Source organism: Mesorhizobium kamtschaticum (assembly GCF_056174585.1).
Genome location: NZ_CM149691.1, coordinates 1,160,365 through 1,173,233, shown reverse-complemented (window position 1 = coordinate 1,173,233; position 12,869 = coordinate 1,160,365). Strand labels below are relative to the sequence as shown.

The 12,869-nt window shown below is 63.1% G+C and carries 12 protein-coding genes; 6 read left to right on the top strand and 6 right to left on the bottom strand.

Annotated features, from left to right (window positions below; translation table 11 throughout):
* Complete coding sequence (locus tag AC0V7N_RS05635) at nt 1–2,019, top strand: thioredoxin domain-containing protein (RefSeq protein WP_475455479.1); 2,019 nt, start codon at nt 1–3, stop codon at nt 2,017–2,019.
* A 195-nt stretch (nt 2,020–2,214) separates the two neighbouring features.
* Here the strand turns inward: AC0V7N_RS05635 and rho are convergent, their stop codons facing one another.
* From rho to hemE, 3 genes are all read right to left on the bottom strand, one after another.
* Nucleotides 2,215–3,480, bottom strand: coding sequence for a transcription termination factor Rho (gene rho, locus AC0V7N_RS05630; RefSeq protein ID WP_475455477.1), 1,266 nt, complete (start codon nt 3,478–3,480; stop codon nt 2,215–2,217).
* A 232-nt stretch (nt 3,481–3,712) separates the two neighbouring features.
* A complete protein-coding gene (gene hemJ / locus AC0V7N_RS05625) occupies nt 3,713–4,201 on the bottom strand; it encodes a protoporphyrinogen oxidase HemJ (protein ID WP_475455475.1) in 489 nt (162 codons plus the stop codon).
* Between the two features lie 65 nt (nt 4,202–4,266).
* Nucleotides 4,267–5,298, bottom strand: coding sequence for a uroporphyrinogen decarboxylase (gene hemE, locus AC0V7N_RS05620; protein ID WP_475455473.1), 1,032 nt, complete (start codon nt 5,296–5,298; stop codon nt 4,267–4,269).
* Between the two features lie 405 nt (nt 5,299–5,703).
* Here hemE and AC0V7N_RS05615 point away from each other — a divergent pair, with 405 nt between their 5' ends.
* From AC0V7N_RS05615 to dnaQ, 5 genes are all read left to right on the top strand, one after another.
* Complete coding sequence (locus AC0V7N_RS05615; protein ID WP_475455471.1) at nt 5,704–6,525, top strand: pyruvate, water dikinase regulatory protein; 822 nt, start codon at nt 5,704–5,706, stop codon at nt 6,523–6,525.
* A 273-nt stretch (nt 6,526–6,798) separates the two neighbouring features.
* Nucleotides 6,799–7,398: a Maf-like protein gene (locus AC0V7N_RS05610; protein WP_475455469.1), complete on the top strand. Its 600-nt coding sequence runs from the start codon at nt 6,799–6,801 to the stop codon at nt 7,396–7,398.
* Nucleotides 7,391–8,233 (top strand): shikimate dehydrogenase, encoded by an 843-nt coding sequence (locus tag AC0V7N_RS05605; protein WP_475455467.1) that lies wholly within the window; start codon nt 7,391–7,393, stop codon nt 8,231–8,233. Before AC0V7N_RS05610 ends, AC0V7N_RS05605 begins: the two co-directional genes overlap by 8 nt.
* On the top strand, nt 8,230–8,811 hold the full coding sequence (gene coaE / locus AC0V7N_RS05600; RefSeq protein ID WP_475455465.1) for a dephospho-CoA kinase: 582 nt from the start codon (nt 8,230–8,232) through the stop codon (nt 8,809–8,811). The genes AC0V7N_RS05605 and coaE overlap by 4 nt, the downstream gene beginning before the upstream one ends.
* 94 nt (nt 8,812–8,905) lie before the next feature.
* Nucleotides 8,906–9,604 carry a DNA polymerase III subunit epsilon gene (dnaQ, locus tag AC0V7N_RS05595; protein ID WP_475455463.1) on the top strand — a complete coding sequence of 233 codons (699 nt, stop codon included), beginning with the start codon at nt 8,906–8,908 and terminating at the stop codon, nt 9,602–9,604.
* On the opposite strand, the gene AC0V7N_RS05590 is transcribed toward dnaQ, so the two are convergent.
* The 3 genes from AC0V7N_RS05590 to AC0V7N_RS05580 form a co-directional block, all read right to left on the bottom strand.
* Complete coding sequence (locus AC0V7N_RS05590) at nt 9,599–10,552, bottom strand: alpha/beta hydrolase (RefSeq protein ID WP_475455461.1); 954 nt, start codon at nt 10,550–10,552, stop codon at nt 9,599–9,601. The two genes, dnaQ and AC0V7N_RS05590, sit on opposite strands and share 6 nt — an antisense overlap.
* Before the next feature lie 12 nt (nt 10,553–10,564).
* Complete coding sequence (locus AC0V7N_RS05585; RefSeq protein ID WP_475455459.1) at nt 10,565–11,245, bottom strand: isochorismatase family protein; 681 nt, start codon at nt 11,243–11,245, stop codon at nt 10,565–10,567.
* Nucleotides 11,246–11,552: 307 nt separating this feature from the next.
* Entirely contained in the window at nt 11,553–12,857 is a 1,305-nt protein-coding gene (locus AC0V7N_RS05580) for a M24 family metallopeptidase (RefSeq protein WP_475455457.1), read from the bottom strand.
* Nucleotides 12,858–12,869: the final 12 nt, after the last annotated feature.

Here is a 12,869-nt window from a genome sequence, read left to right as displayed (position 1 = left end):
GTGACGCTGCCCGCGCAAAACCTGCTTGCCGACGAAGCCAGCCCCTATCTGCAGCAGCACAGCGGCAATCCCGTCCATTGGCGGGCCTGGTCGCCGGCTTCTCTGCAAGAAGCAAAGACGCTCGATCGACCGATCCTGCTTTCCGTCGGCTATGCCGCCTGCCACTGGTGCCATGTCATGGCGCATGAGAGCTTCGAGAACGACGACGTCGCGGCCGTCATGAACCGTCTGTTCGTCAATATCAAGGTCGACCGCGAGGAGCGCCCGGACATCGACCAGATCTATATGGCCGCCCTCTCCTCGATGGGCGAGCAAGGCGGCTGGCCGCTGACCATGTTCCTGACGCCGGATGGCAAGCCATTCTGGGGCGGCACCTATTTTCCACGCGAACCGCGCTATGGCCGTCCGGGCTTCATCCAGGTGATGGAGGCGGTCGACAAGGCCTGGCGCGAGAAACGGGCCAGCCTGCATCAGAGCGCCGACGGCCTGACCTCGCATGTCGAGGCGCGGCTGTCAGGCACGCATGCCAAGGAAAGCCTTGATCGCGGCACGCTCACCGACCTCGCCGGCCGCATCGACGGCATGATCGACCGTGACCTTGGCGGCCTGCGCGGCGCACCGAAATTCCCCAACGCGCCGTTCATGCTCACGCTCTGGCTGTCCTGGCTGCGCGACGGCAACGCTTCCCATCGCGACGATGTGCTCGTCAGCCTGGAGCAGATGCTGAGCGGCGGCATCTATGACCATATTGGCGGCGGGCTCAGCCGCTATTCGACCGATGCCGAATGGCTGGTGCCGCATTTCGAAAAAATGCTCTACGACAATGCCGAGCTGATCCGCTTCTGCAACTGGGCTTTTTCGGCGAGCGGCAATGATTTGTTCCGGGTACGAATCGAAGAGACCGTCGAGTGGCTGCTGCGCGAAATGCGCGTCGATGGCGGTGCCTTCGCCGCCAGTCTCGACGCCGACAGCGATGGCGAGGAAGGGCTTTTCTACACCTGGAGCAGGCAAGAGATCGAAGCCGTCCTTGGTGACGATTCGGCCTTGTTTTTCAAGTACTTCACGCTCTCCAGCCCGCATGGCTGGGAAGGCAAGCCAGTTGTCCACCAGACCCGCGCCCGGCAAGCCCAAAGTGTGGCCGATCGCGAACGGCTGGTCCCGCTCAAAGCCAGGCTTCTTGCTGCCCGCGAAGAGCGGGTCCGGCCAGGCCTCGATGCCAAGACCCTGACCGACTGGAACGGCCTGATGATCGCGGCGCTCGCCGAGGCGGGCCGATCGCTGGGGCGGCCCGACTGGATCGAGGCCGCGGCCAAGGCCTTTGCTCATATCAGCGGTTCCAGCCGCGACGGCCGCTTACCGCATTCCATGCTCGGCGCCAGGAAACTGTTTCCTGCTCTGTCGATCGACTACGCCGCCATGGCCAATGCGGCGATCTCGCTGTTCGAGGCATCGGGCGAGTGGAACTATGTCGGCCAGGCGAAGCAATTCATCGAACGGCTCGACCATTGGCATGCCGACGCCGCGGGCACGGGCTATTATCTCACCGCTTCGGACAGCACCGATGTCCCGATCCGCATCCGAGGCGATGTCGACGAAGCCATTTCCTCGGCCACCAGCCAGATCATCGCAGCGCTGGTGCGGCTCGCTTCCGTCACCGGCGATCTCGACCTCGGGGAAAAGGCCTGGAAGGTCGCCGAGCACGCCGCCGGCCGCGCGGCGCACCAAGCCTATGGCCAGGCCGGCATCGTCAATGCCTGCGCGCTGGCGATCGAGCCGCTGAAGCTGGTCCTGATAGACGAACTGGCCAATCCCAAGCTTGTTCCGGTTGCGAATCGATGCCCCGACCCGCGCCGCATGGACATTGTTGTCGCAATCGGTTCGGAAACGAACCGACCCTTGCTGCCCGGGGGGATTCTACCGCCGACTGACAGGCCGGGCGCCTGGCTTTGTACGGGGCAGGTCTGTTTGCCGCTGGTGACCGATGCAGGGGAGTTGGAGCGGCTGTTGCGACGAAGCTAGTTTCGTCATCCTATGGCGAAGCAAGGAGCGAAGCGACGCGGCGCAGACCATAGGGTCCATGCCGTGACGTTTGGGCGCTGCAACGGTGCAAGTTCTGCTCGCGCCGCGTCTTCCGACCGATGCCGCGGCATGGATCCTCGGGTCAAGCCCGAGGATGACGAAGGCGGAGATACGCCCCCGCCCTCACTCGCCCAATTACGTATTCATCGAGTCGAAGAAATCGCTATTGGTCTTGGTCTGCTTCAGCTTGTCGATCAGGAACTCGATCGCGTCTGTGGTTCCCATCGGCGCCAGGATGCGGCGCAGCACGAAGATCTTCTGCAGGTCCGAGCGCGGCACCAGCAGGTCTTCCTTGCGGGTGCCCGACTTCAATATGTCCATGGCCGGATAGATGCGCTTGTCGGCAACCTTGCGGTCGAGCACGATTTCCGAGTTACCCGTACCCTTGAACTCTTCGAAGATGACTTCGTCCATGCGGCTGCCGGTGTCGATCAGCGCGGTGGCGATGATGGTCAGCGAGCCGCCTTCCTCGATGTTGCGCGCGGCACCGAAGAAACGCTTCGGCCGCTGCAACGCGTTGGCGTCGACACCGCCGGTCAGCACCTTGCCGGAGGACGGCACCACGGTGTTGTAGGCGCGGCCGAGGCGGGTGATCGAATCGAGCAGGATGACGACGTCGCGGCCATGTTCGACCAGGCGCTTGGCCTTTTCGATGACCATTTCGGCGACCTGCACGTGGCGAACCGCCGGCTCGTCGAAGGTCGAGGAGACAACCTCACCCTTCACCGAGCGCTGCATGTCGGTCACTTCTTCCGGCCGCTCGTCGATCAAAAGCACGATCAGGTAGCATTCGGGGTGATTGGTGGTGATCGAGTGGGCGATGTTCTGCAGCAGAACGGTTTTACCCGTACGCGGCTGCGCGACGATCAAAGCGCGCTGGCCCTTGCCGAGCGGCGCCACCAGGTCGATGACGCGGGCCGAGATGTCCTTGGAGGTTGGCACCTCCATCTCCATCTTCAGCCGCGAGGTCGGATAGAGCGGCGTCAGATTGTCGAAGTGGATCTTGTGACGGATCTTTTCGGGATCGTCGAAATTGATGGTGTTGACCTTGAGCAGCGCGAAATAGCGCTCGCCCTCTTTCGGGCTGCGGATCGGCCCTTCGACCGTATCGCCGGTCTTCAGCGAAAAGCGCCGGATCTGCGACGGCGAAATGTAGATGTCGTCGGGACCTGGCAGATAGTTGGCATTGGCCGAGCGCAGGAAGCCGAAACCGTCCTGAAGCACTTCGACCACGCCGTCGCCGATGATCTCGACGTCCTGGGCGGCCAGCTTCTTCAGGATCGCGAACATCAGCTCCTGCTTGCGCATGACGCTGGCATTCTCGACCTCGAGCGATTCGGCATAAGCGATCAGCTCTGGCGGTTTCTTGTTCTTGAACTCGGCGAGTTTCATTTCTTGCATAAACGGACCTTGAATAGATGGAGTCTGGGCAGGCTTTGGGAGGATATCGACGGGATGCGACAAATGCCGGGCGCGGCCGAAAGCAATGAGGGGCGGCGCATGACGGGAAGGAAGACCCGTCTTTTATCGTCGGTCGGGTGAAAGAGCAAGCCGCGTTTTGCGAGGGTGTCTCTTAGTTCCGCATCGTACTTTCCAAAAACCATTCCGGTTTTCGGGTCGATGCAGGGAGACCCTAGAGCGGCTTGACGACAACCAGGATCACGATTGCGATCATCAGCAATGTGGGGATCTCATTGACGATCCGCCAGTGCCTTTCGGACTTTTCATTGCGGTCCTCGGCAAATTTCCGCACCGCGCCGGCCAAATAGCCATGAACGGCGGACAACAAAAGCACCAAGCCAATCTTGGCGTGCAGCCATCCGCCGTGGAATCCGAAAACCTTCCAGGCGAGCCACAGCCCGAACACCCAGGTGACGATCATTGCCGGATTGATGATGCCGCGCAGCAGGCGCCGCTCCATCACCTTGAAGGTCTCCGACTGCACCGAGCCTTTCTCGGCATCGACGTGATAGACGAACAGCCGCGGCAGATAGAGCATGCCGGCCATCCACGAAATGACGGCAAGGATATGGATCGCCTTTGCCCAGGGATAGAAACTTTCCGGCGCGAAGAAAAACAGAACTGCCGTCAGCACGATCAGGACAGCGATCCCGATAGTCATGCGCATCATCGCCTGGCCCGTGCTGTTCGTGTTGCCAGCGTCTTTCGTGTTATCTGACTGAGCCATCAGCGTGTCGCGCTCCGAACCTGTTTCACCATCGCCTCGACATGCGCGATCGGCGTCTCTGGCGTGATGCCATGGCCGAGATTGAAGATCAGCGGTCCATCACCCAGCGCTTTCAGGATCGACTCGACGCCATCGGACAGGGCCTTGCCGCCAGCCACGAGGCGCAAGGGATCGAGATTGCCCTGGACGGCACCCGAGCGCTGCAAGTCCTTCGCTGCTGCCAGCGGCACCGTCCAATCGATCCCCAGGCCCGTTACACCGGTCTTCTGGCGATAGGTGCGGTAGCGAGCGCCGGCACCCTTGGGAAAGCCGATGATCGGGACATCGGGATGGACGGCGCGAACCTGCCTGACGATCTCTGCCACCGGCCAAACACAGAACTGGTCGAACGACGCATCGTCGAGCACGCCGGACCAGGAATCGAAAATCTGCACAACATCGGCGCCGGCCTCTATCTGCCGGATGAGATAGGCTGCCGAGTGATCGGCCAACACTTTCAGTAGATGTTGAAACGCTTCCGGCTCACGGTAAGCAAACAGTCGCGCCGGCGCCTGGTCAGGCGTTCCATGGCCGGCGATCATGTAGGTCGCCACCGTCCATGGCGCCCCGCAGAAGCCGATCAGCGTGGTTTCATCAGGCAATCTTGCCCGCAACCGGCGAACCGTCTCATAGACCGGTTCGAGATTCACGTGAAACACATCGCTTTCCAGAGCCGGAATCTCGGCCACGGTAATCGGTGTCAAAAGCGGCCCTCTTCCCTCCTCGAAGCGCACGTCGCGGCCAAGCGCATGCGGAACGACAAGGATGTCCGAGAACAGGATCGAGGCGTCGAAGCCGAAGCGCTCGATCGGTTGCAGCGTCACTTCGACGGCAAGGTCGGGATCATAGCAAAGGTCTAGGAACGAACCGGCGCGCCTGCGGGTCTCTCGATATTCCGGCAGATAACGCCCGGCCTGACGCATCATCCAGAGCGGAGGCGGGAAATGAGCTTCGCCCTTGAGGACGTCCAGCATGATCCGGCTTTTGGGCATCGAGCGCTCGCCTCTCCCAGCCTGCCTATAATCTTAAAGATTCTTATATCTAAGATTCTTCTGATTCTAAGAGTCTGTTGGTTGTGGTGGTTGTCACCTGTCCCGCTTTGCCCCGAAAAACACCAGCAAGCATATTGTCGCGCGCTTCGTTCTCCCGGATGTAGGGTTCTGGGGATAGTTTGGAATCCGCCACTGGTTACAAAGCCTTAGGATGCTCCGGGAAAAGTCGGCCCTGTGGACAGCCGAGGCGCAAAAAACCGGTCCCCAGACTTGTCCCCAGCCACCCGATGAGACTGACAGCACAGCGAATTGTGGACAAACTGCCATCTGATACAGTCGCCTCCGACCGGCCTCGCTTTCTATCCCGGTTTATCCACACAAGCCCACAGCCCCAGGTGTCTCCCTGTGAACAAACCCCAGAGCTTCTTTCACCTGCACCTGATTTCCGACGCGACCGGCGAAACGCTGCTCGCCGCCGGGCGCGCGGCTTCGGCGCAATACAAGGACGCGCGCGCCATCGAACACATTTACCCGTTGATCCGCACCGAAAAGCAGGTGGCCAAGGTGTTCGAGGATATCGAGGAGGAGCCGGGCATCATCCTCTATACCGTCGTCGACCAGAAGCTGGCGCGCGGCATCGACGAGCGCTGCGCCACGATGGGCCTGCCCTGTGTGTCGGTGCTGGAGCCGGTGCTGACGGTGTTCCAGTCCTATCTCGGCACCCCGGCCGGCCGCCGCGTCGGCGCCCAGCATGTCCTCGACGCCGAATATTTCCGCCGCATCGATGCGTTGAACTTCACCATGGAACATGATGACGGCCAGCTGCCGGCCAATATGGACGATGCCGATATCGTGCTGATCGGCATTTCACGCACCTCGAAGACGCCGACCAGCATCTATCTCGCTAACAGGGGCATCAAGACCGCCAACATTCCGATCGTGCTTGGCGTGCCGGTGCCGGAAAGCCTGGTCGCCGCCTCGAAGCCGTTGATCGTCGGGCTTATCGCCACCGCCGAGCGCATCTCGCATGTCCGCCAGAACCGCATTCTTGGTAACAGCAGTTCCTATGAGGCCGGCGACTATGTCGACCGCGCGGCCATCACCGAGGAGCTCGCCTACGCCCGCCAGATCTGCACGCGCCATGGCTGGCCGATGATCGACGTCAGCCGCCGCTCAATCGAGGAAACGGCGGCGGCGATCGTTGCCCTGAGGGGGAAGACTAGGTAAAATGTTGCGACCCCTCGCGCGCGCTCATCTGTTGCAAGAAGGTCGCACCCAGTCGAACCGACCCCCTCTGGCCTGCCGGCCATCTCCCCCTCAAGGAGGGAGATCAAGCGCTTCATTGCTTTCGCCAACTTTCAACGATGCAAATATGGCGAGGCGCCGATGCTGCCGATCTCCCCCCTTGAGGGGGAGATGGCCGGCAGGCCAGAGGGGGTCGGTTCGACCGGACGGGACCTTCCTGCCGCAATCAACGGCGATCAACCAAGTGCACAAACCATGACCGAAAAAATCATCCTCGCCTCAGGCAGCACGTTCCGCAAAGCGATGCTCGTCAATGCTAGCGTCCCTGTCGAAGCCGTCCCCGCAGATGTCGACGAGCGCGCGCTCGAGGCGCCTTTGCAAAACAGCGGCGTTTCGCCCGAGGATGTCGCTTTGGTGCTGGCCGAGGCCAAGGCCACGGAAGTGAGCGAGCGCCGGCCGGGTGCGCTGGTGCTCGGCTGCGACCAGACTTTGTCGCTCGGCGATGAAGTGTTCCACAAGCCAGCCGACATGGAAGGCGCGCGCCGTCATCTCTTGGCGCTGTCGGGCAAGACCCATCAGCTCAACAGCGCCGCCGTGCTCGTCCGTGACGGCAAGGTGTTGTGGCGGCATGTCGGCATCGCTTCGATGACCATGCGCAAGCTCGAGCCTGGCTTTATCGGCCGCCATCTGGCCCGTGTCGGCGCCAAGGTGCTGGCCAGCGTCGGCGCCTACCAGATCGAAGGCGAAGGCATCCAGCTCTTCGACAAGATCGAGGGCGACCATTTCACCATTGTCGGCCTGCCGCTTTTGCCGCTGCTGGCGGAACTGCGCACGCTGGGAGCGATCGATGGCTGAGGCGATCAAAAAGGCCTTCGTCACCGGCCACCCGATCAAGCATTCGCGCTCGCCAAAAATCCACGGCCATTGGTTGGCCAAACACGGCATCGACGGCAGCTACGAGGCCATCGACGTGGCGCCGCAGGATTTTGCTGAATTCATCGCGACATTGCAGGCAAACGGGTTTCGCGGCGGCAATGTCACCATTCCGCACAAGGAGGCCGCCTTCGCGCTGGCCGAACGCCGCGACCAGGCCGCGGAAGAAATCGGTGCCGTCAACACGCTGTGGTTCGAGGACGGCGTCCTGTGGGGCGGCAACACCGATGGTCACGGCTTTGCCGCCAACCTCGATGATTACGCGCCGGGCTGGGCGAGTACAGGCCCGGCGGTCGTGCTCGGCGCCGGCGGCGCGTCGCGCGCCGTCATCCAGGCGCTGAAGCAGCGCGGTGTCGCAGACATCCGCATCGTCAACCGCACGCTGGCCCGGGCGGTGGAATTGCGCGATCGTTTCGGTGCCGGCGTCTCGGCGCATGGCACGGCGGCAACCAACGAACTGCTGGCCGACGCCGGCCTGCTGGTCAACACCACGGCGCTCGGCATGGTCGGCAATGAAGGTCTCGCCGCCGATCCGGCCCTGCTGCCGGACCACGCCATCGTCACCGACCTCGTCTATGTGCCGCTCGAAACCCCGTTGCTCGCCGCTGCGCGCACGAGGGGCCTGAAGACGGTCGACGGCCTTGGCATGCTGCTCAACCAGGCCGTGCCCGGCTTCGAACATTGGTTCGGCGTCAGGCCGCAAGTCACGGCTGAGCTCCGCGCACTTATCGTTGCCGATCTGGTGCCGAAACCATGATCGTGCTCGGCCTCACCGGCTCGATCGGCATGGGCAAGTCGACCACGGCGAAGATGTTCGCCGAGGCGGGCGTACCGGTCCACGATTCCGACGAGACGGTGCATCGCCTCTATTCCGGCAAGGCGGCACCTTTGGTTGAAGCCGCCTTTCCCGGAACGACCGTTGCGGGCGTGGTCGATCGCGCGAAGCTTGGCGCGCGCGTGCTCGGCGATGCCGGCGCGCTGAAGCAGCTGGAAGCGATCATCCATCCGCTGGTGCGCGCCGACGCCGACGCCTTCCTGGTCAGGCATCGTAACGCGGGCGAATCGATCGCGGTGCTCGACATTCCGCTGCTGTTCGAAACCGGCGGCCGTGGCCGCGTCGACAAGGTCGTTGTCGTCACAGCGCCCGCCGAAGTCCAGCGCCAGCGCGTCCTGGCGCGGCCGGGCATGACCGAGGAAAAGCTGGCGTCGATCCTGGCCAAGCAGGTGCCCGACGCCGAGAAACGCAGGCTGGCAGATTTCGTCATCGACACCGGGCACGGGTTGGATGCAGCGCGTGCAGAGGTCGATGCGATCATTGCGGGACTCTCGCGCTGACGCTTTCCTTCTCCCACAAGGGGAGAAGGCAAAACAGGCATTGCCATTGCCATTTTGCTCCGTTGTATGATTCTGCTCGCTTAGGACTGATTCGATGCGCGAGATCATCTTCGATACGGAAACCACCGGCCTTGATTCGCGCGACGACCGCGTGATCGAGCTGGGCGGCGTCGAGCTGGTCAATCGTTTCCCGACCGGCAGGACGTTCCACCACTATATCAACCCGCAAGGCCGCGCGATCCACGCCGAGGCGCAGGCCGTGCACGGCATCAGCGCGGCGGATCTCGCGGGCAAGCCGACCTTTGCCGACATTGTGCAGGAGTGGCTGAACTTCACCGACGGCGCCAAGCTGGTCGCCCACAACGCCACCTTCGACATCGGCTTCCTCAATGTCGAATTCGGCCGGCTCGGCCATCCCGTCGTCGATCCCGGCCTTGTCGTCGACACGCTGGCGCTGGCGCGCCGCAAGCACCCGATGGGGCCCAATTCGCTCGACGCGCTCTGCCGGCGCTACGGCATCGACAACACCAAGCGCACCAAGCACGGCGCCCTGCTCGATTCCGAACTGCTGGCCGAGGTCTATATCGAGCTGATCGGCGGCAAGCAGGCCGCGCTTATCCTCGACAGCGCCACCGCGCCGGCGCAGGGCGAAAATGTCAGGCATATCGAAATCATCGTCGCCCAACGCCCGGGGCCCTTGCTGCCGCGCCTGACCGAAGCGGAGCGCGCGGCGCACGCCGCCATGGTCGCCACGCTCGGCGAAAAGGCGCTGTGGCTGAAAGCTTCCTCATAGATACGGCCACTCACCCCGCCCCAGTGCCGCGACCGCCGCGATGATGCGGCCAAAGGCTTCTGCCGCTGCCGGCACGGTCGTGCGGGCGCGCAGGAAGCTGTGCACGAGACGGGGCTCCTCATGCCACCAGGCCTTGCCGCCGGCCTCAACAATGCGGTCGCGATAGGTCTCGCCGTCCGACGACAGCGGATCACATTCGGCCGTGATGATCACCGTCAGCGGCAGGTCGGAAAAGTCGCGGTCGCGCAGTGGCGAAAATGTCGGATCGTCAGGCGATTGCCGCTTGGCCGAGCGGACATCGCGATAGAAGGCGATGTCGCCGACGGACAGCAGCGGCGCCTCCGCATGCTCGACATAGGAGCCTGAACTCTCGTCGCCGCCGAGACCGGGATAGATCAGCACCTGGCCGATCGCGGCCCTGATATGCCGGCGCGTCGCCTGCGCGACCGCGGCCGCGAGATTGCCGCCGGCGCTCTCGCCGCACAGCACGAGCGGCAGGCTTGATGTCGCAGCCGCCCACTCGAAGGTTGCCATCGCATCGTCGAAGGCAGCGGGATGCACATGTTCTGGCGCCAGCCGGTAGTCGACCGACAGCACGTCGAAGCCGGTGCCGGCACAGATCTCGGCGCAGATGTCGTCATGGCTGTCGAGCCCGCCCAGGATAAAACCGCCGCCATGGAAGTACAGCACCATCGCCCGCGCGGCCTTGCCGGCAAGCTGATAGTGGCGGATCGGGATGCCGTGACCCGCAGCGGCGATCAGGCCGTCACTGGCCTTGACCCCAGGCGGGCGCCCCTGGTGGAAGGCCCGGCACATCCGGTCATAGACATCGCGCTGCTTGTCGATCGGCAGGCCGATGATTTCGGGCGGATACCAGGCGTTGACGCTGTCTATGTAGGCCCACAGCGCCGGATCGAGCCGTGTTTCGTATTTGCCGCGGCCGCTCATGTCAGACTGCTGTCATAGATCGGCGTAGAGCGAGGCCGCATTGTCAAAACTGAAGCGCAGCGGCACCGAGCCCTCGACCTGCCAGACGGTAACCGTCTCGCCTGCCAGCAGCCGGCAGGCGCCATCCGTGTCGGTGACGGCGCCGCCATAGAGCCGGTTGGCAAGGTTGAGGATACCGGTCTGGTGCATGGCCGCACTGCCGCTGCCGCAGGCATCCTTGACCAGCAGCACGCGGAAGCCTTTGGCCACGGCTTCCTTGACCGAGGCGTCGATGCAGGCCTCGGTCCACACGCCGGCAACGACCAGCCATTCGATGCCGGAAGCCTTGAGCTGATCGGCCGCCGGCCCCGACCGGAAGGCGCTCGCCTCTGCCTTGATCAGCAGCGCCTCGCCGTCCGCCGGCGCCACCTCATGGCAGATTTTCGTCAGCGGATCGCTCTTGTCGGAGAAAGCCGATTTGCCATCGGCTCCGATCGGGTGAAAGGGCCGGTCTTGCTTGTCGAGATCGACGATATAGGCCCAGTGCTGGAGCGGCACGTGGTTGGCGCGCGCCGCTGCCTGCACGCGCTGGACATTGGCGAGGATGCCGGCAAAGCCCTCGACCAGATAGCGCGGGTCCTGCCGGTGCTCTTCCTGCAGGTCGATGAAGACAGCGGCCACGGTGCCGCGTTTGAGGGAGATGGGGGTTTTCATGCGGATGGTTTTCCGGCGAGCGCTGTCCCGTTTAGTGAGCTGGCGCAAACAGTGGTGATTGACCGAAGCCTCCCCACCTTCGTCATCCACGGGCGAAGCAGGAGCGAAGCTCCGTCGCGGAGACCCGAGGATCCATGCCGTGACGTCGATCGAATGGTGCAGCGGAGCAGAACTTGCACCGTTGCGGCGCCGGGAAGTCGCGGCATGGATCCTAGGGTCTGCGCCGCGTCGCTGCGCTCCTTGCTTCGCCCTAGGATGACGAAGCGACGGGAGGCTGCGACAGTCACCAGGGAACGCGGACCCGGCATCAAACCTGCTTCTCCAGAAACTCGTCCTCATAGGGAAAACGCGACAGAAGCTCCGTCCCGGTCTCGGTGATCAGGATCTCATCCTCCAGCTTGACGCCTTCGCGGCCGCCCTTCTCGCCGATATAGCTTTCCACGCTCACCACCATGCTTGGCACGATATGGCCGTCGCGGCCATAGGTCTCGTAATCCATGGCATGGGCGATGAACGGCGTCTCGCCATGCATGCCGACGCCGTGCATCACCGAGGTGTAGCGTTGGTCGACAAAGCGGTCCGGAATCTTCCAGGCCCTCTCCGCAATCTCGCGAAACGCCATGCCGGGTTTGACGATCGATATGTTGTGCTGAACCTGGTCATGCGCCATGCGGTAGAGCGATTTCTGATAGGGCGTCGGCTTGCCTGGCCCGCAGCGAAAGGTGCGCGAGAAATCCGAATAGTAGCCGTAGCAGCCGATCGTGTCGGTATCGAGCGCCAGCAATTCGCCCGGCCGGATCTTGCGGCCGCTGGCCTCGTTGAACCACGGATTGGTGCGTTGGCCTGATGTCAGCAGCCGCGTCTCGATGAACTCGCCGCCCTGACGGATGACCTCGCCATACATGATGGCGAACAAATCGTTTTCGGAGACGCCGGGCTTGATCGCCTCGCGCACGGCGTAGACGGCGGCTTCGGCGCCCGCCATCGACACTTGCAGGCATTTCACCTCCTCGGGCGTCTTCACCGCGCGCACCGCCAGGATCTCGCCCTGGCAATCCCGCACCTCGCAGCCGCGCTTTTCCAAAGCCAGCGCCTGCAGATGGCTGCAGCGGTCGAGCCCGAGCTTCATCGAGCCGCCGCCATGTTTCTTCAAAAGCTCGGCGATCTCGTCGGCGAACGGGCCGGCGGTCTCGTCGTCGCGGCCGGAGACAGACGACCAGACCAGCTTGGATGGCCGCGCCTCGTCGATCGTGTCGAGCACCATGGAGACATGGTAGCTCTGCGGATATTCGAACAGCACGATCGGCCCAACGGTGGGAATAAAGAAATAGCGGGTCGAGTTGCGCAGGAAATAGCCGAACATGTTGCGCGAGCCGGTGGCGTAGCGCTGATTGTAGGGATCGAACAAGACGATGCCGCCATAGCCGGCCTCGCGCATCCAGTCGCGCAATTTGGCCAGCCGGCCTTTGCGCAAGGCGTCGGCATCGATGAAGGACGGTTCGGTGTCCGACAGCCACATGCCGCCGGCAGGGTCGGCCGCCGCCGGGTGGCGCATGCGATCCTTGAAGTCGACGTCCTCGGTGCTGTCGGGTTCGAATACGACGATGCTCATGGGTGCCTGGCC

What these genes read in the sequence shown, in the direction of transcription:
- coaE (WP_475455465.1), top strand. Translation starts at nt 8,230, where the DNA reads ATGATCGTGCTCGGCCTCACCGGCTCGATCGGCATGGGCAAGTCGACC.
- hemE (WP_475455473.1), bottom strand. Translation starts at nt 5,298, where the DNA reads ATGCCCAAAAGCCGGATCATGCTGGACGTCCTCAAGGGCGAAGCTCAT.
- AC0V7N_RS05590 (WP_475455461.1), bottom strand. Translation starts at nt 10,552, where the DNA reads ATGAGCGGCCGCGGCAAATACGAAACACGGCTCGATCCGGCGCTGTGG.
- AC0V7N_RS05610 (WP_475455469.1), top strand. Translation starts at nt 6,799, where the DNA reads ATGACCGAAAAAATCATCCTCGCCTCAGGCAGCACGTTCCGCAAAGCG.
- hemJ (WP_475455475.1), bottom strand. Translation starts at nt 4,201, where the DNA reads ATGACTATCGGGATCGCTGTCCTGATCGTGCTGACGGCAGTTCTGTTT.
- AC0V7N_RS05585 (WP_475455459.1), bottom strand. Translation starts at nt 11,245, where the DNA reads ATGAAAACCCCCATCTCCCTCAAACGCGGCACCGTGGCCGCTGTCTTC.
- rho (WP_475455477.1), bottom strand. Translation starts at nt 3,480, where the DNA reads ATGCAAGAAATGAAACTCGCCGAGTTCAAGAACAAGAAACCGCCAGAG.
- dnaQ (WP_475455463.1), top strand. Translation starts at nt 8,906, where the DNA reads ATGCGCGAGATCATCTTCGATACGGAAACCACCGGCCTTGATTCGCGC.
- AC0V7N_RS05580 (WP_475455457.1), bottom strand. Translation starts at nt 12,857, where the DNA reads ATGAGCATCGTCGTATTCGAACCCGACAGCACCGAGGACGTCGACTTC.
- AC0V7N_RS05605 (WP_475455467.1), top strand. Translation starts at nt 7,391, where the DNA reads ATGGCTGAGGCGATCAAAAAGGCCTTCGTCACCGGCCACCCGATCAAG.